The 24,206-nt window shown below is 33.6% G+C and carries 19 protein-coding genes; all 19 read right to left on the reverse strand.

Going from position 1 to position 24,206, the window contains the following annotated elements; all coding sequences use genetic code 11:
- Positions 1-601: 601 nt before the first annotated feature.
- The 19 genes from recA to LC076_RS01435 all read right to left on the reverse strand — a co-directional run bounded on the left by recA (position 602) and on the right by LC076_RS01435 (position 24,121).
- Positions 602-1,636, reverse strand: a complete 1,035-nt coding sequence (recA, locus tag LC076_RS01345; protein WP_226665583.1) for a recombinase RecA — start codon at positions 1,634-1,636, stop codon at positions 602-604.
- Between the two features lie 248 nt (positions 1,637-1,884).
- Positions 1,885-3,135: a competence/damage-inducible protein A gene (locus LC076_RS01350; protein WP_264191373.1), complete on the reverse strand. Its 1,251-nt coding sequence runs from the start codon at positions 3,133-3,135 to the stop codon at positions 1,885-1,887.
- A 23-nt stretch (positions 3,136-3,158) separates the two neighbouring features.
- Complete coding sequence (gene pgsA, locus LC076_RS01355; RefSeq protein ID WP_226665585.1) at positions 3,159-3,737, reverse strand: CDP-diacylglycerol--glycerol-3-phosphate 3-phosphatidyltransferase; 579 nt, start codon at positions 3,735-3,737, stop codon at positions 3,159-3,161.
- A 394-nt stretch (positions 3,738-4,131) separates the two neighbouring features.
- On the reverse strand, positions 4,132-5,016 hold the full coding sequence (locus tag LC076_RS01360) for a helix-turn-helix domain-containing protein (RefSeq protein ID WP_226665587.1): 885 nt from the start codon (positions 5,014-5,016) through the stop codon (positions 4,132-4,134).
- 16 nt (positions 5,017-5,032) lie between these two features.
- Positions 5,033-5,824 carry a DUF3388 domain-containing protein gene (locus LC076_RS01365; protein WP_413465923.1) on the reverse strand — a complete coding sequence of 264 codons (792 nt, stop codon included), beginning with the start codon at positions 5,822-5,824 and terminating at the stop codon, positions 5,033-5,035.
- A gap of 391 nt (positions 5,825-6,215) precedes the next feature.
- Positions 6,216-6,473, reverse strand: coding sequence for a DUF3243 domain-containing protein (locus LC076_RS01370; RefSeq protein ID WP_226665590.1), 258 nt, complete (start codon positions 6,471-6,473; stop codon positions 6,216-6,218).
- 78 nt (positions 6,474-6,551) lie between these two features.
- Complete coding sequence (gene ymfI / locus LC076_RS01375) at positions 6,552-7,274, reverse strand: elongation factor P 5-aminopentanone reductase (RefSeq protein ID WP_226665591.1); 723 nt, start codon at positions 7,272-7,274, stop codon at positions 6,552-6,554.
- A gap of 166 nt (positions 7,275-7,440) precedes the next feature.
- Positions 7,441-8,727 (reverse strand): EF-P 5-aminopentanol modification-associated protein YfmH, encoded by a 1,287-nt coding sequence (gene yfmH / locus LC076_RS01380; RefSeq protein WP_226665593.1) that lies wholly within the window; start codon positions 8,725-8,727, stop codon positions 7,441-7,443.
- The gene (gene yfmF / locus LC076_RS01385; RefSeq protein ID WP_226665594.1) at positions 8,724-10,001 is read right to left on the reverse strand and encodes an EF-P 5-aminopentanol modification-associated protein YfmF; all 1,278 of its coding nucleotides are present in this window, start codon (positions 9,999-10,001) and stop codon (positions 8,724-8,726) included. The genes yfmH and yfmF overlap by 4 nt, the downstream gene beginning before the upstream one ends.
- Before the next feature lie 704 nt (positions 10,002-10,705).
- Positions 10,706-11,935: an MFS transporter gene (locus LC076_RS01390; RefSeq protein WP_226665596.1), complete on the reverse strand. Its 1,230-nt coding sequence runs from the start codon at positions 11,933-11,935 to the stop codon at positions 10,706-10,708.
- A 192-nt stretch (positions 11,936-12,127) separates the two neighbouring features.
- On the reverse strand, positions 12,128-13,081 hold the full coding sequence (locus LC076_RS01395) for an ABC transporter permease (protein WP_413465930.1): 954 nt from the start codon (positions 13,079-13,081) through the stop codon (positions 12,128-12,130).
- A gap of 6 nt (positions 13,082-13,087) precedes the next feature.
- Positions 13,088-14,134, reverse strand: coding sequence for an ABC transporter permease (locus LC076_RS01400; protein ID WP_226665599.1), 1,047 nt, complete (start codon positions 14,132-14,134; stop codon positions 13,088-13,090).
- Positions 14,131-15,660: an ABC transporter ATP-binding protein gene (locus LC076_RS01405; RefSeq protein ID WP_226665601.1), complete on the reverse strand. Its 1,530-nt coding sequence runs from the start codon at positions 15,658-15,660 to the stop codon at positions 14,131-14,133. Before LC076_RS01405 ends, LC076_RS01400 begins: the two co-directional genes overlap by 4 nt.
- Before the next feature lie 254 nt (positions 15,661-15,914).
- The gene (locus LC076_RS01410; RefSeq protein WP_226665603.1) at positions 15,915-16,991 is read right to left on the reverse strand and encodes a BMP family lipoprotein; all 1,077 of its coding nucleotides are present in this window, start codon (positions 16,989-16,991) and stop codon (positions 15,915-15,917) included.
- Between the two features lie 227 nt (positions 16,992-17,218).
- Positions 17,219-17,944: a GntR family transcriptional regulator gene (locus tag LC076_RS01415; RefSeq protein WP_226665604.1), complete on the reverse strand. Its 726-nt coding sequence runs from the start codon at positions 17,942-17,944 to the stop codon at positions 17,219-17,221.
- A gap of 586 nt (positions 17,945-18,530) precedes the next feature.
- Complete coding sequence (locus tag LC076_RS01420; protein WP_226665605.1) at positions 18,531-20,897, reverse strand: DNA translocase FtsK; 2,367 nt, start codon at positions 20,895-20,897, stop codon at positions 18,531-18,533.
- An 88-nt stretch (positions 20,898-20,985) separates the two neighbouring features.
- On the reverse strand, positions 20,986-21,234 hold the full coding sequence (locus LC076_RS01425; protein ID WP_226665607.1) for a YlzJ-like family protein: 249 nt from the start codon (positions 21,232-21,234) through the stop codon (positions 20,986-20,988).
- Positions 21,231-21,968: a ClpP family protease gene (locus tag LC076_RS01430; RefSeq protein ID WP_226665609.1), complete on the reverse strand. Its 738-nt coding sequence runs from the start codon at positions 21,966-21,968 to the stop codon at positions 21,231-21,233. The genes LC076_RS01425 and LC076_RS01430 overlap by 4 nt, the downstream gene beginning before the upstream one ends.
- A 491-nt stretch (positions 21,969-22,459) precedes the next feature.
- A complete protein-coding gene (locus tag LC076_RS01435; protein ID WP_226665610.1) occupies positions 22,460-24,121 on the reverse strand; it encodes a ribonuclease J in 1,662 nt (553 codons plus the stop codon).
- Positions 24,122-24,206 lie beyond the last annotated feature (85 nt).

A 24,206-nucleotide genomic window follows, 5' to 3' on the forward strand; every position in this document is an offset into this window, starting at 1 on the left:
ACCATAGTGATTTCAGGCTTTCTAGCAATTTTGCTGAATAAATCTACAAATGTGTTACAAGAAATGATGATTTTTGTAGAATTATGTCGCATAAAACCATGTTTTTTTCATATAGGATCGATTGATGAATAAGCACTCTCTAATATTAGCATGGAGTTTTTTATTCATAATATATTATTTTTAGCAAATAATTTATTTGTATACAAAAATAATTCGTTTATCTTAAAAATATGTAAGAAAAGCATAAGGGTTTGTAATTTATTACAAAGAGTTTACTGTAGGGAAAAACTAGAATAAATTATTTTACACTCTCATTCAAAAAGACGAATAATTCTAAATTCAGTAGGTTAAAAAACAAGTTCATTCCATTACACTGCAGAAACTTGCTTTCGCGGGGTCTCAGCCTTTTCTCTATTACTAAGTAGGTGCCCGATTGTCTTCCCCTCCATTCCACTAATTCTCAAACATTGTATACAAAATCAAAAATCTATTGAAGACAGCAAATAAAAACCCGAATAATTAGGCGAATGATTAATTGAAATAATCACCTAATAATCCGGGTTTAGCATTAGCTTAACTACTTATGTTCAAGCCTCTTTTTTTATTCACCTAATAAATCTAGCTCTTCATTCTCAGGTGCAATCACTTCTTCATCTAGTCCATAATGTTTACGGATTTTCTCTTGAATCTCCAGTCTAATTGCTGGATTTTCTTTAAGGAATTGCTTTGCATTTTCACGGCCTTGACCTAAGCGCTCTTCATTATATGAATACCAAGAACCACTTTTTTGGACAATATCAAGATCCGTACCTAAATCGACAATTTCCCCCTCTTTAGAGATTCCCTCACCATACATAATATCTACTTCAGCAACTTTAAATGGAGGAGCAACTTTATTTTTCACAACTTTAATTTTCGTTTTGTTACCAACCATATCATTACCTTGCTTAAGTGTTTCAGCTCTACGAACCTCTAAACGCACTGATGAATAGAATTTAAGCGCACGACCTCCAGGTGTTGTTTCTGGATTTCCAAACATAACACCAATTTTTTCACGAATTTGGTTAATGAATATAGCAATTGTTTTTGATTTATTAATAGAACCTGATAATTTACGTAATGCTTGTGACATTAAACGCGCTTGAAGACCAACATGGGAATCACCCATCTCACCTTCAATTTCAGCTTTTGGAACCAGAGCTGCAACTGAGTCTATGACAAGAATATCCACTGCACCACTTCTTACAAGAGCTTCAGCTATTTCAAGTGCTTGTTCACCAGTATCAGGTTGTGATAATAATAGTTCATCAATATTAACACCTAGTTTTTGTGCATATACTGGATCTAGTGCATGCTCAGCATCAATAAATGCCGCTTGACCACCCTGTTGTTGTACTTCTGCAATTGCATGAAGAGCAACTGTTGTTTTACCAGAACTCTCAGGACCATATATTTCTATAATTCTACCACGTGGATACCCACCTACTCCTAATGCAGCATCAAGAGCAAGTGAACCACTTGGTGATGTTAGTACCTTCCTATCTGTTTGTTCACCTAACTTCATAATTGAACCTTTACCGAATTGTTTCTCTATTTGTTTTAACGCCATATCTAAGGCAGCTTGACGATCGCTCACAAAATTTCCTCCTCTAAATAAATCTATTATAAATATAACTCATTTTGTATCATTTGCCAAGTGAAAAGCGAACATTTATTCGATTGTTTTCGCTATGAAAATTTCTTCATAATTATATTATTTACTTAGCGTAAAATTCAATATTACTAACTAAAAATACAGTGAAAAAACAATTTTATATTTGAAGAAAAAAAGATCTGAATCACAAATCAGATCTCCAAATGTCATATTTAGCTTCAATTATTATATCATTCTATTTCTTTTAATAGTTTAACCAAATAGTGACAACCATACTTTACCGCTTTAACCCGTATTCCATTTCTAGAACCCGCTAAATTCAAATGAAATACCTTTACATTATCTTCACTCATAGCTATAGCTATAAAGACCATACCAATTGGTTTATCTTCTTGTTTAGAAGGGCCAGCAACACCCGTAAAGCTAATTCCTATATCACTAGCAGTTAGCTTACGAATTTGTGTTGCCATTTCTTTAGCACATTGCTCACTAACAGCTCCATAGGTGTCTAGGATGTGTTTATCGATCTGTAAAACACTTTGCTTTACATCATTCGTGTATGCAACAATACTACCGTTAAATACAAGTCCAGCACCTTCAAGTGCTGTAACCTTCTCAGAAAACATCCCGCCCGTTAAACTCTCTGCAGCTGCTATTGTTTTTCCTTTCTCCATAAGAAGATTATTAAGCTCATTAAAAAGTGTTGTCTGTTCGTAGCCATAGAAAAATTCTCCAACACGTTCGTTTATCTTTTTCTCTATTTCGTCTAAAAGCATATTAGCTTCTTTTTCTTCTTTATGTTTTGCTGTTAATCTTAAAGTAACTTCACCTTCTGCAGCTAAAGGAGCAATTGTTGGATTTGTTTGATAATCAATTAAATCTTGTATATCCGTCTCAAGCTGTGATTCACCAATACCAAAGTACCTTAGTACTCTTGAGGTGATTCGATCTTGGAGACCTAATATATTATGAAAGTATTCCTTTCCATAACGCTGAAACATCGGTCTCATTTCACTAGGAGGGCCAGGTAGAAGCATATAGATAGTTTCATCCACCTGTAAAGCCATTCCAGGAGCCATTCCATAATCATTTTTTAATATGTAGGATCCATCAATAACAAGTGCTTGTTTTTTGTTATTTTCCGACATCACACGCTTGGTTTTAGAAAAGTATTGTTCAATACTATGTAGTGCAGATTGATCAAAAACAAGTTGCTTACCAAGTTTCTTTGAAATTGTTTCCTTTGTTAAATCATCTTTTGTTGGACCAAGCCCACCAGTGAATATAATTACATTTGACCTTTTTTTTGCTATCTCAATAGCTTGGTCAAGTCTTGCTGGATTATCACCAACTACAGTATGATAAAACACATTTAACCCAAGTTCAGCTAACTGCTGTGATAAAAATTGTGCATTACTATTTACAATTTGACCCAGTAGAAGCTCAGAACCAACTGCAATTATTTCAGTACGAATATTCATTTTTAATTCCTCCAGAATAAACGTTATTTAGAATTGATAAACGCTTGTTTATTTTTATTAAAATAATCCCAGCCAGAATACACTGTGAAAAAAGTTGCAACCCATAAAGAAATTGTTGCAAAAGGTAAATTAATAAATTCGAAAGGAATATTATGAAGTAAAAGAGCTGAAATCGCAATAATTTGTGCCCATGTTTTGATTTTCCCTAACATATTAGCTGCAACTACTTCACCTTCACCTGCTAATACAAGGCGTAAACCAGTTACAGCGAACTCGCGACTAATAATAAGGATAACCATCCATGAAGGGGCAAGTTCAAGGTCGACTAAGATAATAAGAGCAGCTGAAACGAGTAATTTATCAGCTAAAGGATCTAGGAATTTACCTAAATTTGTCACCATGTTTAGTTTTCTGGCATAATAACCATCGATCCAATCTGTTGTTGATGCAATAATGAAAATTAAGGCTCCTACAAAATGGGTTACTAAAATTGTTTCTGATCCTAGTGCCAGTGTTCCCCACTCAAAAGGGGCTAGCATGACTAACATAAATACTGGTATTAAGAAAATTCGTGAAATGGTTATTTTATTCGGTAAATTCATATGACATGTCCTCCGTTTTTGTATGTTGATAACCATACCCTTGTTTTAAAAATTTTAAGCTCTGTGAGACTTTGTTGGTGATTTCACTTACATCATTTCTATCACAAAATTCAAAAACAGGCTTCCTACTTCTTTCAAAAGTAATTCTTACTAGGTCGACGCTTTGATCCTTATTGTGAGATGTGAATGATCCTGTGGGGTCTCCCCTATCTTTATCTAAGTAAGGAGTTTCAAATATACTCCAAACAAATGAGCTTGATAGAAAGACTGAGGTTTAATCTATCCAACAATTAAAACGGGACGACACTAAAAAACGTCATAACTCTACCTAAGATACACAGTGAAACAAACTACATACCTTAGGAGAGGTATTAGACATTCTTTGAGTCAGTCCCTATTCTTTCGTATAAATAATAGTAATGTTTTGAGGAGTTGTTTTATTATCCTCATATTGTAAGAGTTCACCATTAATTTTCAAATCAGTTCCTGGGACATTTCCTACCCTTACTATAATTTCTGATTCTGCTGTAAAATCATTAGTCGTTGTTTCTCCTTTTGGAATTTCTTCTCCAAAAAATGTTTTTCCCTTACCGTTTTTAATTCCAACCCATGTTCTATCTTTTGCTATAACTTCTAGCTCAAATTTATCTGATCCAGATAACTCATAAACTGAATTAGAGCCGCTTTCTTTAACAGTTAATGATTGAACAGGTTCTTCTGGCTCTGGGGGAGATGCTTCTTCTTCTTCACTAGTATCCTCTTCAGCTGTTGTTTCATCTTCACTATTAACTTCAGTATCAGATGTAACATTTTCAATTTTTTCAAATTCAGTATCACTTTCTTCAGTTATGTTTGTATTATTCTCATCAACCTGATCATTTCCAGAAGCGTTTTGCCTCCAAATCCAAAATCCGATTGCGATGATCAGAATAAGTACAAGAATAGCTACCTTGGGAAGAAACTCAATAAATTTAGATGCAGTTTTCGGGAGTTCCCTTTGTGTCTTTACTCTTGATAATTGTTCAGGAACATCTTCTTTGTATGTAGTTGGTACCTCACTCTTATATTCTTCAAAGAGATCTTCTGCATTTAAATTAACCGCTTCAGCATATTGTTTAATAAACGCTCGAGCGTAAAATTTTCCAGGCATCATTGAATAGTTGCCTTCTTCAATACCTAATAAATATCTTTTTTGGATTTTTGTTATAGCTTGAAGATCATCCAAACTAATATTTTTTTCCTCTCTTGCTTGTTTCAGTCGATTTCCTAATTCACTCAACCGTAACACCCCATAATTAAAAGTCAAAGCCTGAAAGACTTGGAGAATCAAACCTCATTTGTGGTTCTTCAACATCTTTATATGTTATTTCCTCGTCAGGATCATTGCGAATTTCTATTATATAATCGAAATCATCAATTGTATATTCCGTATTTTGCACAAAAATATCTGGATGCTCTACAACCTTTGTCGCGGAGAGACGCATTATCTCTCGAACTAACTGTAAGTGCTTTTCAGAGCCTCGTCTAGTAGAAACTATACCATCTATTATAAATACATTATCCTCACTATATTCATCTGCAATTAGTTGACTTCTAATCGTTTGCTTTAATAATGTTGATGAAACAAACAACCATTTTTTATTTGCATTAACACTTGCAGCAACAATTGATTCAGTTTTCCCCACTCTAGGCATACCTCGAATACCAACTAGCTTATGTCCTTCTTGTTTATATAATTCTGCCATAAAATCGACTAAGAGTCCAAGTTCATCTCGAACAAATCGAAAGGTTTTTTTATCATCGGCATCTCTTTGTATATACCTTCCATGTCGAACGGCTAAACGATCTCGTAGTTTTGGTACGCGGAGTTTTGTAACAGTTATATTATCCATCGTACTCAAAATTGATTCAAGTCTTCTTACTTGATTATTACTTTCGCATTTTAACAATAATCCACGTCTTGAGTCATCTACACCATTAATTGTCACAATATTAATGGACAACATACCCAATAAAGACGCAACATCACCTAAAAGACCAGGTCGATTTTTCTGTATTTCATATTCTAAATACCATTCGTATGGCAAAACAAATCCTCCTTCCAAGAACAAAGAACTTTAAAAAAGGGATAGAAACCTTTTCATTCTATCATATATGATTTTTCCAAAAGAAGAAAGATTTAGAACAATAAAGTGTAATAAAGAAAAAAAATTTAAGGCATGTTATTATATGGGCCAAAAAAAGCTTTTTTGTTAAAAAATTTCACTGTACATTGAAACTAATTTCTTGTGAGTGACCATTGGAATTACTACCAAGAGGCGTAGCTTATTAGAAGGCTGTTTTCACAAACTTTGTTGCTTTAAAAGCAATAAGTACTTTATTAAGTTTATGGCAGCTTTTCTTCATAAAATAGTACCCTTATAGTTAAAAAGTGATAAGTTATTATCATAACAAGAAAAAGAGAGGATATCTCCTCTCTTAATGTGAACCATTATTTTGAACAAGTTTAACCATCATGTTAGCAATAGCGTGCTGTTCTTGCTCAGACGCTACACTCCATAAATCTGCTAGTACTTTTTCTTGAGGATTTTTAGCTTCTACTTGTTTCGCTAAATAATCTCCAATTTCAAAAGCTAAGTTAGAAATTACTTGATCATTCATTCCTTCAGTTTGAGCATGATCTAATCGATCACCAAGAAAACCTTTCCACTCATTCCAATTATCTAAAACAGACATAGGAGTACCTCCTTTTTTATTGTTACAATTGTATTATTCCTGAAGAAGGTAAGTTTTATTCAAACAAAAAAGAATCATTTATATCCATCCTCCATCAACAGTTAATACTTGTCCTGTTATATACGAGGATTTTTTTGATGATAGAAATAAAACAGCTTCAGCGATTTCCTGAGGTTTACCTAATCGACCTAGAGGAATTTCCTCTTCTAACCCTGATAACTCATCTTCATTAAATTGTGAAAGCATGTTGGTTAAAATGGCACCAGGTGCTATCGCGTTCACTCTAATATTACTTGGTGCTACTTCTTTAGCTAAAGCCTTTACAAAAGAATTTTGTCCACCTTTGACCATAGAATATAGTACTTCACATGAAGCGCCAGTAATCCCCCAAACAGAAGAAATAACAATGATATTTCCAGTTTTCTTTTTGATCATTGAAGGAATTAATTTTTGTGCTAGTAGAAAAGGACTTGTTATATGTAATTGAACCATTTGATCAATTTTTTCAACTTCCATGTCTGTTATTAATCCAAAAAAGCTATTTCCACTATTTAATACAAGTAAATCGATTGGTATAGAAATATGATTAATTAATTTTTCTACTCCATCACGTTCAGATAAGTCAGCTTGAATAGGTATGATTGTTTTTCCTTTTGACTTGGATGAACTAATGAAATTTGTAATAGAAGTCTCATTTTGATTAAAATGAACATATAAAGAATAACCTTCTTCCAAAAGTTTTTCTGCAATTGCTGTCCCTATTCCTCCACTAGCTCCAGTTATTAATGCAAATTTCCCCATTTATATGAACTCCTTAATGCATTCTGTTTTATTTTTTCACAATTTTGATGTTGTTGATTTCTGTTCTGTTAAAGGCAATCAACAATAAACTTTAACATAACCATTTTTAAAGAGGCCTGACTATTGTCAGGCCTCTTTAGTATAGCATTTTCACATTGAAACTTACTTATTTAGGAACAACTTGACAAACTGAAAATAATTTTTCATCAACTGCTTCGTCAAGAACTTGAATAATGTCTTCATTTGATAGCGATTCCAATGTTGGAACAACATCAAAAAGGTTCATATCATTAAACGCATATCTAGTAAATTGATTAGCAATATATTCTGGGGAGTTTATCGCTCTTAAGAATGCTCCTATTTTTTTCTTTTTAGTAGCTTCAAACTGACTGAAATCTCCACCATCATTTTTAGCTGAGGTTAATATACCTTTAATTTTGTCAGCTAGTAGATCTGGATTACTTGTATCCCCACCAATCATTGCAAAACCAAATCCATTTTCTTCTGTATAATCATAGCTAAATGTATCATCAATTAGCCCTTCACGATATAATTCATCATAATGTGTTGAGCTTTTACTAAAGAGCATATCTAAAATAATATTCATAGATAACTCATATTTTAATAATTCTTTCCCCATTCTGTTTGGATTCTTCGCTTTTAAACCCACTAAACATTTTGAACTTTGTACATTCATTTTTAATTTTTCAATTTTTTTATATACTTCAACTTGTTCTAGAGGAAATTCTCTCTTAATTTCTTCTTGAGCTATAAAATCCTTGTTCAGTTGATTTGTTCTAACCTGATTTAAAATTTCTTCTGGTTCAACTGCCCCGACAACAAATAAAAGCATATTACTAGGATGATAAAAAGTATTATAACACTCATATAGGGAATCCTTTGTGATTTTGGCTATGGAATCAATAGTTCCGGCTATATCAATTCTAACCGGGTGATTTTGATATAAGTTTTGGATTAATCCAAAATACAATCTCCAATCGGGATTATCATCATACATATTAATTTCTTGGCCGATTATCCCTTTTTCCTTCTCTACGGTTTTTTCTGAAAAATATGGTGTTTGGACAAAGTCAATTAGTGTTTCAAGGTTTTTATCAACATTACTAGTACTTGAAAATAAATATGCTGTTCTCGTAAAAGATGTGAAAGCATTTGCTGATGCACCTTGTTTACTAAATTGTTGAAAAACATCTCCATCTTCTTTTTCGAACAGTTTATGTTCAAGAAAATGTGCGATACCATCAGGAACTGTTAGTGATTCACTTTGATTTAAAGGAACAAATCTGTTATCAATGGATCCATATTTTGTTGTAAAGGTTGCATATGTTTTGTTAAAGCCTTTTTTAGGTAAAACATAGACATCAAGTCCATTATCCATTTTTTCATGATAAAGTGTTTCTTGTAATTGATCAAAACGAATAGGATTTGTCATGAGTTTCCCCCCATTCCTTTTAGAAAATAAATTGTATCAAGCTCAATCTTTTTAGCTACTTGATCAACTTCTTCCTTCGTTACCGACTCAATTCCATTTAAATAGTCATCAAAAGATCGAGTTATATTTGCAATTACATTATGATAGACAATTTCAACTAAACCATATGGTGTATCCACTGTTTCTAATAATTGATTACGAATAACGGCTTTTGTTTGTTCAAATTCTTCAATTGAAAACTCACCGTTTTTCATCGCATTCATTTGTTCTTTAATAATTGTAACTGCCTGTTTATAGTTCTGTTCCTCTATCCCAGACATAACCATTAATAAACCTTTATGACTCTCAACTCTAGAAGCAGCATAATAAGCTAAACTTGCTTTTTCGCGAACATTAATGAACAATTTCGAGTGTGAAAATCCTCCAAATATACCATTAAATACTTGAAGTGCAAAATAATCATCGTCTTTATACGTACTATTTGTTCGGTAACCAATATTTAATTTTCCTTGCTTAACATCTTGTTCTTCAATAACTTCTTTTTCTTCAACTGACTTTCCTACACCAGGTTCTGTTATGTTTGCATGGTTATTACTGAGAGTAAAATATTGCTTTACATAACCTTCGACTTCTTTCTGACTTGTATCTCCCACAACATACATATCAATTTTATTTGTTGCAATTGATTTTTGATAATAATCATAAAGAGACTGCCCAGTTATTTCATCAATTTGATCGATTTCGCCATTTACGTGTAAGGAATAAGGTTCATCTTTGCACATTTCTTGAACTAACCTTAAATTTGAGTACCTCATTTTATCATCATAAACAGCTTGAATTCGTTGTTTTAATGTTCTTTTTTCTTGTGTTACAATATCGTCTTTGAACACACCATTTTCCGTAATAGGGTCAAGAACAATTTCAGATAAGAGTTTTACTGCTTTTTCTATTAAAGGTGTTGAGTCTTTTAAAAATTTCTCATTAGCAATTTCCATACGAAATGAAATAATATGGTTTTCACCTTTTTTGGCAAGATCAACATGAAGAGTAGCCCCATACAATTCATCTAAATGCTGTCTTAAACTCGTGCTCGTAGGATAACTTTTCGTGCCTCTTTGAAGAACATATGGTAATAATGCTCTTTTTGTAACATCCGATTCATTCAAAGGAGCTAAAAGCTTTAGAACGATCGTATTTGTTTTAAACTTTGTAGTAGAAATAGTATGTAAAGACATTCCGTTTACTTCTACTAATTGCTCGTTTATGTAAGACATAGTAAACCTCCTTCTATTGGCAGTTTTGCTTGTAATTATAACAATACGAGGATAATAAAGGAAATAATACACATTTTTTCTCTTCAATTATTCTTTCTTTGCTATATATTATTTATACATAAGCTATGTTATTCTCGATGTGAAATCTGTTAAATTCTGAAGCGATTAAACATAGATCTAATTTCTACACAAAAAATCTGTAGACCTTATAATAACTAAATCCCGTACATACTTTGATGGTAATTTTTGCTCTGGCATTCACTTTTCTGGTATAAAATTTTTTATTGTATCTGATGTAAATAAAGTCTTCTTATAAGTTGTCAGTTGTAGGATCTCCTTTAATAGCATTGGCATAATTAATAAGAGGCTTGGACATAAGTATTAATGCTAATGAAAAACCCGAATTATTATGTGATATATCAATTAATTATTCACCTAATAGTTCGGGTTTTTATTTGCTGTCATCATTTTTTAAATTGCAAACTAATTTTAAGAACTAGTGGAATGGAGCGGAAGACACTCGGGCACCTACTTAGAATTGAGGAAAGGCTGAGACCCCACAGGCATGCCGAGGAGGCTCAGCTTCCTCCCCGGAGAACGCGAGTGTCTGCAGCGCAATGGAACGAACTTATTTCTTTCAATTTAACTAAAATTATACTTATTTTTCTTTTTGTATGACTTATTTAATTATGTTCCAGCCTTTTTTATGCAAGCTTCGGCATGTGTGGGTCTTTTTCTGTACCTTTATCTGGTTTAATAAAAAGCAGAACTACCATTACAGCAATAAAGCTACTACCGGCGGAAATATAATAGATAAGATGATCTGATGCCGACATAAAATACGAGTATGCAGGTGGTCCTGCAGCAACACCAATAAATCTCATAGAACTGTATATAGACGTTATAGTACCTCTTTCTTCCTTTTGAATCCCTTCTGTTATCATTGCATCTAAACTAGGCAAGGTTATTCCAATTCCTATCCCAGTAAAGACTAAGAATGATATGAGAAACACTAATGAATGCTGAATCCTAAGAGCAATAAAGGAAACTCCTACAAGGCCCATCCCAACGATCATGACTGTTTTCATTAACTGCTGATTTTGTCCTATCTTTTTACCTGAAACAAAGGAACTAATCGATAAAGCTAAGAGCGGAATAGCAAGTACTAAACCTTTCTGAACTCCATCAATTTTATACTGTTTTTCTAAAATATCTGATAGGTAAAACAAAATACCAAATAAAACAAACATAATAATACAACCCACTGCAAAAATAGAGTAAAGCCATTTACCATTTTTCTTAAAAATATCCTTTACACAATGAGTAAATTCTTTAAACGATTGTTTTTTTTGACTTTTTTTCTTAGGAATTTTGACTAAAAAAAATACAAGAAGTACGCTTATTCCACTAAAAAAAGGAATAAACCAGAAAGGTAAATACCATAAAAAAGCTGCTAAAGTTGCACCAATTATTGGGCTTAAAACCTTCCCAGCTGTATTTGCAGTTTCAGTTAAACCTAGACCTGCACTTATTTCTTCATCACTTTTGAACATATCACCGATTAATGGCATAACAACAGGTGCAGCACCTGCAGATCCTATTCCTTGTAAAATCCGTCCTAATAGGATTGTAATAAAGGGGTCATCCATTTTCCAAGAAGCCCAACCTGAGACCGCCCCTCCAATACCGGCAATAATCAAACAAGGAACCATTACAACCTTCCTTCCAAAACGGTCTGATAAATAACCTGCTATTGGAATTAAAATGATTGCAACAATTGAGTAGACCGTAATTATGAGGGAAACTTGAAAAGAGCTAATGTCCAATTTTTTTGCTATGAGGGGTAACACAGGAATTAACATTGAATTCCCAAGAGTCATAACAAGTGGAACAGATGATAAGGCAAGTAAGTCAAGCTTCTTTCCTGATTCCATAATGTCTTCACCTTGTCTTTCAAATAAATTTGTTACCATGTTCATTTTGTGTAATTAGCTTCTAACATATACTGGGATTAAGTAGCAAATTAAGAGGATCGTAAAAACAAGATATATTATAAATTTCAAAACAAGCACAAAAAAGCTCCCACAACAATGATGTTGAAGAAGCTTTGTTTGTTATCATGTTATTTATCGTTTGCCTTTCTCATAAGGTGTACCTAAAGCTTTTGGTGAGTCAGCACGTCCTATAAATCCAGTTAAAGCTAAAATAGTTAACACATACGGCAGGATTAATAAATATACTGTTGGAATATCTTTTAGCAATGGGATTGTCCCACCAATAATACTTAAGCCCTGTGCAAGACCAAAAAATAAAGCTGCTCCCATAGCCCCTAGTGGATGCCATTTCCCAAAAATAACAGCAGCAAGAGCCATAAATCCTTGACCACTTATTGTAGCATGACTAAAATCCCTAGCGATGATGGTAGCATATACTCCTCCACCAATACCAGCAAATGCTCCACTTAATACAACACCAATATATCTCATTTTCGTAACATTGATTCCCATCGTATCAGCTGCCATTGGGTGCTCCCCAACAGAACGAAGACGAAGACCAAACGGGGTCTTGAATATTACATACCAAACAATAAAAGCAGAAAATATGGCTATATATGAAGTAATATAACCCCCAGAAAAGAAGATATCACCAATGATCGGAATATCACTTAAAAAAGGCACATCCATTTTATTAAAACTAATTGTAATACGATCTGTTTGTCCTTTTTCATAAATATTCTTCACTAAGAACAATGATAAACCAAGTGCTAAGAAGTTAATAGCAACACCACTAACAACTTGATCGGCTTTAAATGTTATCGAAGCCACAGCATGAAGCAAAGAGAAAATAGCTGCTGCAATCATTGCTGCTAATATCGAAAACCAAGGAGTCGCATTTCCTAAAACTTCAGCAAATTGCAAGTTAAAAACGATACCTACAAAGGCCCCAATAATCATTAAGCCTTCAAGTCCAATATTTACAACACCAGATCTTTCACTAAAAACTCCACCTAGTGCAGTGAAAATAAGTGGTGCTGCAACGAATAATGCAGTGGGAATGATGATCTCTAGAGCTTGTAATATACTCACTTATTTCCCCTCCTTTTTAAAACGAAGTAAAATCCAGCGGATAAAATAGCTAGAAGCTACAAAGAAGATAATAAGCGCAATAATAATCTCAACAAGCTCATTTGGAACACCAGCCTCAGAAGGCATATTTAATGCTCCTACCTTTAAGCCTCCAAATAAAGCTGCTGCTAAAATAATTCCAATAGCTGCATTTCCTCCAATTAAAGCTACTGCTATACCATCAAATCCGATACCAGTAAACCCGCCTTTTACTGAAACATATTCAAAAGTACCTAAACCTTCCATGGCACCTGCTACACCAGCAAAGGCTCCAGAAATAACCATAGATAGAATAATATTACGATTCACGTTCATACCTGAGTAATGAGCTGCATCGTGATTAAATCCTACTGCTCGAAGTTCATACCCTTTTGTTGTTCTTTCGAGTAAAAACCACATAATAAACGCAGCAATTAGTGCAATAAATATACCATAATGCATACGAGAATAATCAGTAATATTTTCGAAGAATTCTGATCGTAATGATGCAGTTGGGAAAATTTTATCTGACTTATCAGCGTTATCCGTCATAACATTCCTTATTAATGCATTTGTTACATGTAATGCAATATAGTTCATCATAATTGTAACGATAACTTCATGAACCTTAAACCTTGCTTTTAAAAACCCAGGGATAAAGCCCCAGAATGCTCCAGCTAGAGCAGCAGCAATAATAGCTAATGGAATATGGATAATTGCAGGCAGTTCGAATGCAACCCCAACCCATACAGCTGCTAACCAACCAACAATTACTTGTCCCTCTACACCAATATTAAAAAGACCTGTACGAAATGCAAATGCAACAGCTAAACCTGTTAAAATATAGGGTGTTAATTGTCTAATTGTTTCACCAATATAATATGATTCCCCAAAAATCCCATACCATAAAGCGCTATATCCTGCTATAGGGTCATATCCACTAACTAGCATGATAATTGCACCAAATATTAATCCTAGAATAACAGCTATAATCGGAATTAATAAGTTCATATAACGATTTAAATTCATGATAGCTTACCTTCTTTCTGACGCTTACTACCAGCCATTAAAAGGCCTAGCTCTTGCTCAGATGTTTCTTTAGGGTCTACAATATCTATTATTTCTCCTTCATAAATAACAGCAACACGATCACTAACATTCAAAATCTCATCAAGTTCAAAGGAGATAAGAAGAACTGCTTTTCCATTATCACGTTGTTCAATAAGTCGACTATGAATAAACTCAATTGCACCAACATCTAATCCTCGAGTAGGTTGAGCTGCGATTAATAGATCTGGATTTCGATCTACTTCACGTCCAATAATTGCTTTTTGCTGATTACCTCCAGACAAGGCTCTGGCTAAAGTAGATGTACTTGGTGTTCTTACATCAAACTCTTTTATTAGTTGTTTTGCCTTTTCATAAATGTTTTTATAATTTAAAACACTATTCTTTGAAAACGGCTGTTGATAGTAAGTCTGTAGAACCATATTTTCACCTATTGGAAAATCAAGAACAAGTCCGTGTTTATGACGATCTTGTGGAATATGTCCAACACCCTTTTCTGTTATTTTCCGAGGATGCATATTTTCGATATTTTTGTCATTCAATTTGATTAATCCCGAATCGATTTTTCTTAATCCTGTAATCGCTTCAATTAATTCCGTTTGTCCATTTCCATCAACACCAGCAATCCCTACAATTTCACCTGCTCGTACTGATAAATTCAATGACTTCACTTTGAATACTTGACGATTATCCTTTACATTAAGATTTTCAATTGTAAGAACATCTTGTTTTGGTTTAGCTAATGTTTTCTCTGTTGTGAAAGAAACTTCTCTACCTACCATTAACGATGCAAGTTCATTTGGATTTGTATCTGCAACATTTACTGTTCCAATTCCTTCTCCCTTTCGTATAACAGTAACACGATCACAAACTTCCATAATTTCTTTTAACTTATGTGTAATGAGTATAATTGATTTACCCTCATTTATAAGTGTCTTAAAGATTTGGATTAATTCCTTTATTTCTTGTGGAGTTAACACTGCAGTAGGTTCATCAAAAATTAGAATTTCGGCACCACGGTATAGTGTTTTTAAAATTTCCACACGTTGCTGCATTCCAACAGAAATATCAGCTATTTTAGCTGTAGGGTCTACGGAAAGACCATAGCGCTCTGATATCTCTTTTACTTGCTTTTCAGCATCCTTCAGATTAATTGAACTTCCTTTTTTGGGTTCGTTACCTAAAATAATATTTTCTGTTACTGTGAATGTGTTAACAAGCATAAAATGCTGATGAACCATTCCAATACCAAGATCATTAGCAATATTAGGGTTGGTAATATCAACTTTTTTACCTTTTACTTTTATTTCACCTTTTTCAGGTTGGTAAAGTCCAAAAAGCACGTTCATTAATGTTGATTTCCCTGCTCCATTTTCTCCTAATAGAGCATGAATTTCGCCTTTTTTTACCTGTAAAGTTATATTATCGTTTGCTACTATCCCAGGAAATTCTTTACGAATATTTAGCATTTCAATTACATATTCCAAACATGCTCACTCCTTTTATCCTAAAACAACATAAAATATTATTAAATTAATAGCTGGTATAAAAATCAGCAAATTCAAATCTTTCATCAATTCCTATGTATATTGGTTAAAAAACACTAAGTTAGGTAAAAGATTTGAATTTAACGATTTGTAGTTAATAAAGGCTGACATAATCAATCTCATTCTCTCTAACACCTATTTACATCATTTTGTTAGAGAGATCTGAGAATAGATAGTCAGCCCTAGTAAAGTTCTTATTTTGTAGGTACTTCTATTTCCCCGCTAAGAATCTTTTCTTCATATTCTTTCACTTTTGCTTTGATTTCATCACTTAAATGTTGGTCATTTGGAGCAATACCAATTGCACCCTCTTCAATACCATACTCAATAACTTCTCCACCTGGGAATTCGTCTGCTGCTGCTTTTTCAGCTAAATCTTGTACAGCAACGTCAACGCGTTTTACCATAGATGTTAATGTAATGTTAAAATCTTCTCCGTCTTTTGTTTTACCATTACCTTCTTCATGCTGGTCTTTATCAACACCAATTACCCAAAGCTCACGAGTTGGATCTTCGACTTTAAGGTCAATTGCTTCAGAAAATACTCCATTACCTGTTCCACCAGCTGCATGATAAATAATATCTGCGCCTAAGCCGTACATACTTGAAGCAATTTGTTTACCTTTTGCAGCATCACCAAATGAACCTGCATATTGAATTTCTACTTTTGCATCAGGATTCACTGCTTTAACACCTTCAACAAAACCAACTTCAAATTTCTTAATTAAGTCTCCTTCAACTCCACCAACAAAACCAATTTTATCAGTTTTAGTTGTTAAACCAGCAACTACTCCTACTAAGAATGAACCTTGGTGTTCTTTAAAAGTAATACTTGCTACATTTGGTTGTTCTACAACACTGTCAACAATCGCAAATTTTGTATCTGCTTGTTGTTGTGCAATTTCATCTACAGCTGGTTGTAATAAATAACCAATACCATAGATAAGATCAAATTTCTTACGAGCTAGAGTGTTTAAGTTAGTTGCATAATCTGCATCACTTTGAGATTGAAGGTAATCAAAACCGTCGTTCCCTTTTTCCAACCCATTAGCTTCACCATAAGCCTTTAAGCCTTCCCATGCAGATTGGTTGAATGATTTATCATCAACTCCACCAATATCAGTTACCATCGCAACTGTAAAGTTTTCTTTTGCATCGCCAGCACCTTCTCCGCCGCCTGCTTCTTCTTTTTTATCTGCTCCGCCACATCCTGCTAAAAGAGTCCCAGCAGCCAGTAGTAATGATAATGCTAAACCATGTTTTTTCTTCATGTTTTAATGCCCCCTCAATTAATTAAGTATAAGTATTACAATTCACAAAAAAATACCTTATTTTCGCGCAGAACCACCTCCTCGAAGTTATGTAATACCTAATAATATTAAATAACTTTAGATAAAAAAGCAGAAAAATTGGAGATAACCTCACAATGTTTTGTCTTTTCCTACGCAAAATGTGTATGTTGCATAACAAAATGCGACAACCTTTTTTTATTTTTAACCTATATTCTTTTTCTTACTACATGAAAACTAAAGTTATCTGCTCTGAAGTAATTTAAAGAATATAGTATAGGCCTATCTTGGTCATCAAAATGCATTTGCTTCAATAGTAATAAAGATGTTTCAGGGTCACATTCTAAAATAGGAGAAATTTTGTCATGATATCCTAAAGGTTCAATATGCGTTACTGCATAGCTTATGTAAATATCAGCTTTTTCTTCTAACATTTTTAATAAGGATTCCTGTTCATGTTCAAAGGTATCTGGGAGTAGCTCTGTAGGAATTTTATCTAGACAATAAACAACTGGCTCACCGTTTGCAGTTCTTACTCTTTCTAACAAAAATATTTCTTCTTCCTTCTCACATTTAAATCGTTTAACATCATCATCAGTTGCTCCGATAGTAGATGAAGAAAGGAAGATCGTCCCAGGAACTGAATTTGCTTGCTCGATCATTCCTGTTACACTATTTAATTGTTCAATTCCAGAAGTAAATCGAGGCTTTGCATTAACGAATGTGCCCACTCCATGTCTCCTGATGATAACGTTTTCTTCTTCTAAAGTACGTAAAGCTTCTCGTAGTGTTGCTCTACTTACTCCTAAGCTTTTCGAGAGCTCAAATTCAGAGGGTAATTTCTCTTTTTCTTTATATATACTATTTTCAATATCCTCTTTTATCTTATCAATCACTTGTAAATACAAGTGCCGACTATCAGACTTTATGGTCATCCCTTCACCCCCCACGATATCCGCTATGTATAAGAGATCAGACATCTGATGTTATACACCTATCTCTAATCGAAATTACTATAACATGTTTTATGGTAGAAATAAATAGAAACTAGTTAAATTTGTCGAAAGTTAAAAAGAAAATATTATTTAGAAAAAATACTTTAGTGAAAAGTGACAATACATTCATACCATATCCTATATTTCCCACATCATTCATATAATATTTTACTCCTGATGTCGTAATTTGTCGATTTTAAAATAAATTTAAAATCTTTAAATAATTCAGTATTTCATTAAAATTATATGCTCTCCATAAAAAAAGTGATGGAAACATAGTTAACCATCACACTTTTTCATTACAATTATTAAATTATTGATATGCTCTTTTTTAATTAGCTGTTTTCATAAACTTTGTTGCTTTTTAATACTTGATGGAAACAGCACTATATAAAGTCTAGTGGCATCTTTTCTTCATAAAATAGGAGCCTTTATTGCGAAAATACACTGTTTCTCATGCATATTTTGGTTCCACAGCAACATTCTTTCAGAAAAGAGCCTTCAGATGTCAGATAAGAGTCTTTCATTATGAAGTAAGTTCTTCATGCTTTTCTTTTGTTAAAAGAACATCACGTGGTTTACTTCCCTCATAGGGTCCAACTACACCTCTATCTTCCATTGCATCTATTAATCTAGCAGCTCTTGTATAACCAACTCTAAAACGTCGCTGAAGCATTGAGACAGATGCCGTTTGCATATCTACAACTAATTGTACTGCTTCTTCATATAGATCATCTTGTACTTCTGTTTTTGTTTCTTCCACTACCTCAGTTGGTATCATTTCTTCTTGATATTGAGCTTTTTGTTGGGCAATGACAAAGTCTACTGCTTGTTCTACTTCATCATCTGACAAAAATGCCCCTTGAACACGAACAGGTTTTGAGGCTCCCACAGGTAAAAATAGCATATCTCCTCTTCCTAGTAGCTTCTCAGCTCCCCCCATATCTAAAATTGTTCTAGAATCAGTTTGTGAAGAAACACTAAAAGCAATACGAGATGGGATATTTGCTTTAATTACTCCTGTAATGACATCTACTGATGGACGCTGTGTTGCTATAATTAAATGAATACCAGCAGCACGTGCCATTTGAGATAGTCTTGTTATCGAATCTTCCACATCAGATGAAGCAACCATCATTAAATCTGCAAGTTCATCAACGATTACGACAATATAAGGGAGTTCAGGTTGTTTCGCTTCCTCTTCCTGATTATTTCTCCTAATTATTTCGTTATAACCCTCTATATTTCTTGTTCCTGTATGTGAAAATAATTCATATCTTCTTTCCATTTCATTTATTACTTTTTTAAGTGCCTGAGAAGCTTTTTTAGGGTCAGTAACGACAGGCGCAAGTAAATGCGGTATTCCATTATATACATTCAGTTCAACCATTTTCGGATCAATCATCATTAATTTCACTTCATGTGGCTTAGCTCTCATTAAAATACTTGTAATAATTCCATTAATACATACACTTTTACCGCTGCCAGTTGCTCCGGCAACAAGTAAATGAGGCATTTTATTTAACTCAGCTAAAACAGCTTCTCCTGATATATCTCTTCCCAATCCTATTAATAGTTTTGCATCTGGTCGATCATTTGCTTTTGATTCTAAGACTTCTCTTAAAGAAACCATAGCAACTTCAGAATTAGGTACTTCAATACCAATTGCTGATTTACCAGGAATTGGTGCTTCAATTCGGATATCCTTTGCAGCCAATGCTAAAGCTAAATCATCACTTAAATTAACAATTTTACTAACCTTTACACCAACATCCGGATATACCTCATATTTAGTTACAGCAGGTCCTAAATGTACTTGAGTAACTTTTGCTTTAACACCAAAACTTTGAAATGTTTTTTCTAATTTTCTTGCATTTTCATAGATGTTCTTTTTATCCGCAGCTTGTGAATTAGGTTTTGGTGCTTTTAATATCTCAATTGATGGTAGCTCATAGTCTTTATTCTCAACTTCAACAAATGCCATAGGTTGAAGGACATCTTGTTCTTGAATTTTTTCCGAAGGCACATCAGGCAGCTTTTCTTGTGATTCAGAAAGATGATCTTGGACTTTATATTCATTTTGGTTCGAATCCATTGTATGAATAATCATTTCCTGATTTTCTAATTCAACTTCTGCACTATCAGAGAAACTAGATATAATTGGTTGCTGATCATCTTGTTTAATGTCATTTTCTTGTTGTTCTTTTTGTTCAGCCTTTTTCTGTTTTTGTTCTATTCGTTTTTTCTTCCAGGCCTCAGGGAGATTTTTCAAATCTTCAATGAAAGCAACAGTTTGGCCTTTGATAAATCTTCCTATAGGTTGTAGAATTTTTGCCAGTGTTACTTGTAATGAGCGACCTGTAATTAAAATGACTCCTATTACAATTAATACAACAGCAATAATTCTTGATCCAGCTTCTGCAAATAGATAGTATGAAGCTGCAAATAGAATGGCACCAAGCATTCCCCCACCGAGATCAACTGAGCTTGCATCACCTCTAACGTCCATCCAAAATAATTCAAAAGTATTTGAGAGAACACTTGGAGAAACAAAGGTACCATTGTGAGAAAGCATCTTAAAAAGGGTCACATGGCTTAAGAGTAGTAGAGATGCTGTTATGCAATAAATTCCTACCATTTGTCTGGCTAATAATGATGGAATTTGCCGCTTCCATATTAGATATAAGGAAAATATCACGATTCCAACAAGAAAGAGCATGTACCATTCGCCACTAAAAAAGCGAAATAAATGGACAAACGACATACCGACTAAACCTAGTTTAGATATTGCTATAAGTGCAACTGCCAATATAATTAAACCTGAAAGCTCAAACTTTAGAGTTCTTTTCCAATCATCTTTAGATTTACGTTGTTTTCTTTTTCGTTTTGCCATTCTTATCACCTATGTATAGTAATCTACTTACTAATTTAATTTTTTTCTGATCATGAAAGAAAGCAGCCGATTTGGCTGCCTATCTTTTCTAATTCATTATACCATAATTACCTTGATTGGTAGAAATGGACATTGTAACTTTTTGTCCGGGACATATTTGAGAATCCAAAAAGTGATTAGGGTCACTGCTTAATATTCGGACAATCTCAAATTGAGAATTCGTTGTCTCTTGAACAAGAAGTTGTACACCGTTTACTTCCACAACTGATTGTTTTTTATATTCTTCATCAAGTGTTGGGAAAATTAATTCGTTGGGGACCATTGTATAAAATATCATTGTAGCATCGTGTCCTCATCATTAGATTTTTCTAACAAGCTATTTAGTTTTTTTATAGCTTGACCTACACCACCAACTTCGTCAATTAAACCATATTCAACAGCATCCTTACCAACTACATTTGTTCCTATATCCCGTGTAAGGTTACCTTTTGATAACATAAGTTCTTTAAATTTCTCTTCAGTGATGTGTGAGTGCTTTGTCACAAAATTAATAACTCTCTCTTGCATTTTATCAAGATATTCAAATGTCTGTGGAACACCTATAACTAAACCAGTTAATCTAACCGGATGAATCGTCATTGTTGCTGTTTCTGCAATAAAAGAATGATCACATGAAACTGCGATTGGTACACCAATTGAGTGACCTCCTCCTAAAACAATTGAGACTGTAGGTTTTGATAAAGACGAGAGCATTTCTGCAATTGCTAAGCCAGCCTCTACATCTCCTCCAACAGTATTTAAAATAACTAATAAACCCTCAATATTAGGATTTTGTTCAATCGCAACAATTTGAGGAATCACATGTTCATATTTAGTTGTTTTATTTTGAGGTGGTAACTGAATATGTCCTTCAATTTGACCAACAATTGTTAAACAATGAATTTTTGAATCATTACCCATTTGCGGTACATTTGTTTGACCTAACTGTTGAATTTTCTCAACAATAGAACTTTCTTTACTTTCTTGTTTATCAGTGCCTTCACCTTGTATGTATCGTTCATTTTCACCCATGTAAGCCACCCTTTCATAATCATTCTGTTTCTTAGTATTAACAAGGGTTGCTTTTTCATGCAAGTGAAAAACTTGAATAATATATCTAACTTATAGTTACTCTCAAATAAAATGTCATTGCTGTTTTCAATCATAATTATTTTTTTCAATGGTGGACCGGACGCCTCCGCAAACTAAACACCTATAGAGCCTCACCTTAAAAACGTTCTTTAAACATGGTGTCTCATCTACTTAACACTTCAACTATCAAGGGCGAAACAATAACTTGTGGCAAATAATCTATAAAGCAAAAGAAAAAAGGCCACTCAAGCTTATAACCTTGAGTGGCCTTTTAGAATTTTCCATATTTATCAAGAAGACTAGTAATACTAGCCCTTTTTTATCCATTTTGTCACTATAGGTATCGAACGAACTAAAAGTCTAATATCATTTCAGTATTAGTATCACTATATAAATCCAAAAATGAAATTTAAGCAGAATTAAAAATAAACTTAAACTTCCATAATGATTGGTAGAATCATCGGTCTTCTTTTCGTTTTCTCATAAAGGAACTGATTTAACGATTCTCTTATATTTAACTTTATCTGTGACCATTCAATTGCTTGTTCACGCATACTTTTCTCTACAACATCTGATACAACCTTTGTTGCATTTGCAATCAGCTCTTCAGATTCGCGAACATAAACAAAACCTCTTGTGATAATTTCTGGACCAGAGTTTATTTTCTTACGCTGTTTGTCAAGAGTGACAACAACAATTAAAATACCATCTTGTGATAATAAGCGTCGATCACGTAACACAATGTTTCCTATATCTCCTACTCCAAGACCATCTATTAAAACATTGCCAGATGGGATTTTTCCGCCTGTATAAACTTGATTACCTTTAAACTCTATAACTTCACCTTTATCAACCAAGAAGATATTTTTGTCTTCCAGACCAATTTGCTTTGCAAGTTTTGCATGTGCATTTTGCATCTTATATTCCCCATGTATCGGAATAAAATATTTTGGTTTTGTTAAGTTAAGCATAATTTTTAATTCTTCTTGATGACCGTGACCAGACACATGAACCTGCTTTTCTCCAAATACAACATTAGCTCCTGCTCTAAATAATATATCAATTGTTCTTGAGAAAATTAACTCATGACCAGGAGTAGGAGTTGCAGCAATTAATACTGTGTCACCACTTTTAACATTGACTTGTTTATGTGTTTGCTTCGCCATTCTTGATATAACGGCAAGTGGCTCACCTTTACTACTTGTTGTTAAGATGGCCACATTATTTTGAGGGTGCTTGTCTATTTCATTCACAGAGATAAATAATTCATCTTCAACATCAATATATCCTAAGTTTATAGCTAAGTTTAGAATATTTCTCATGTTTTTTCCAACTACTGCTAATTTTCGGTTATTCTTAACAGCTGCATTGATCACTTGTTGAATTCTATATAAATTTGAACCAAAGACTGCAACAATTACTCTACCATTAGCATTGTACATAACATCAGAAATCTCTTCACCAACTATTGCTTCTGAACCAGAATAGCCTGGTTTTTCTGCATTAATACTATCTGATAGTAGACACAGTACACCTTCTTCGCCAATTCTAGCAATCTTGCCTATATCCATATAGTTATCACCAACTGGAGTTTGATCAAATTTGAAATCACCTGTATGAACAATCGCCCCCATTGTTGTTGAAAAACTAATACCAACTGAATCAGGTATACTGTGGTTTGTTTTGAAAAAAGTTACCTTCGTACTTGAAAATGCTAAAACAGTTTCATTGTTAACTTCCTTAACTAAAACAGATTGACTCATTCGATTTTCTTTTAACTTTTCTCCGACTAATGCTAATGTTAGCTTAGTACCGTAAATAGGAACATGGATATGATGGAGTAAATTAAATATTCCACCTATACTCTCATCATGACCGTGTGTAAGGAAAATACCTTTCACTCGTTCTTTATTTTCTTTTAAATATGTTATATCTGGGATTACCATATCAATACCAAGCATCTCATCCCCTGGATACATTAACCCTGAATCTACTACAAAGATATCAGAATTAATTTCTACAACAAACATATTTTTACCGACTTCACCAACACCGCCTAAAGCGATTAATTTAATTTTTTCTGTCTTTTCCATGATTTAATAAATCCTCCCCGCTGAAGTACCCGTTCACCGTCACTTAGAAATATTATAACTGATGAAAGAATTGGAATACAAGGAA

The organism is Metabacillus litoralis, from assembly GCF_020524045.1.
GTDB lineage: Bacteria > Bacillota > Bacilli > Bacillales > Bacillaceae > Metabacillus > Metabacillus litoralis_C.

Coding starts and splice junctions, on each gene's coding strand:
- LC076_RS01415 (WP_226665604.1), bottom strand. CDS start 17,944: ATGACCATAAAGTCTGATAGTCGGCACTTGTATTTACAAGTGATTGAT.
- LC076_RS01400 (WP_226665599.1), bottom strand. CDS start 14,134: ATGAATTTAAATCGTTATATGAACTTATTAATTCCGATTATAGCTGTT.
- LC076_RS01370 (WP_226665590.1), bottom strand. CDS start 6,473: ATGTCTGTTTTAGATAATTGGAATGAGTGGAAAGGTTTTCTTGGTGAT.
- LC076_RS01390 (WP_226665596.1), bottom strand. CDS start 11,935: ATGGAATCAGGAAAGAAGCTTGACTTACTTGCCTTATCATCTGTTCCA.
- pgsA (WP_226665585.1), bottom strand. CDS start 3,737: ATGAATTTACCGAATAAAATAACCATTTCACGAATTTTCTTAATACCA.
- ymfI (WP_226665591.1), bottom strand. CDS start 7,274: ATGGGGAAATTTGCATTAATAACTGGAGCTAGTGGAGGAATAGGGACA.
- LC076_RS01430 (WP_226665609.1), bottom strand. CDS start 21,968: ATGGGTGAAAATGAACGATACATACAAGGTGAAGGCACTGATAAACAA.
- yfmH (WP_226665593.1), bottom strand. CDS start 8,727: ATGACAAATCCTATTCGTTTTGATCAATTACAAGAAACACTTTATCAT.
- LC076_RS01410 (WP_226665603.1), bottom strand. CDS start 16,991: ATGAAGAAAAAACATGGTTTAGCATTATCATTACTACTGGCTGCTGGG.
- LC076_RS01350 (WP_264191373.1), bottom strand. CDS start 3,135: ATGAATATTCGTACTGAAATAATTGCAGTTGGTTCTGAGCTTCTACTG.
- yfmF (WP_226665594.1), bottom strand. CDS start 10,001: ATGTCTTACATAAACGAGCAATTAGTAGAAGTAAACGGAATGTCTTTA.
- LC076_RS01420 (WP_226665605.1), bottom strand. CDS start 20,897: ATGGCAAAACGAAAAAGAAAACAACGTAAATCTAAAGATGATTGGAAA.
- LC076_RS01425 (WP_226665607.1), bottom strand. CDS start 21,234: ATGATATTTTATACAATGGTCCCCAACGAATTAATTTTCCCAACACTT.
- LC076_RS01435 (WP_226665610.1), bottom strand. CDS start 24,121: ATGGAAAAGACAGAAAAAATTAAATTAATCGCTTTAGGCGGTGTTGGT.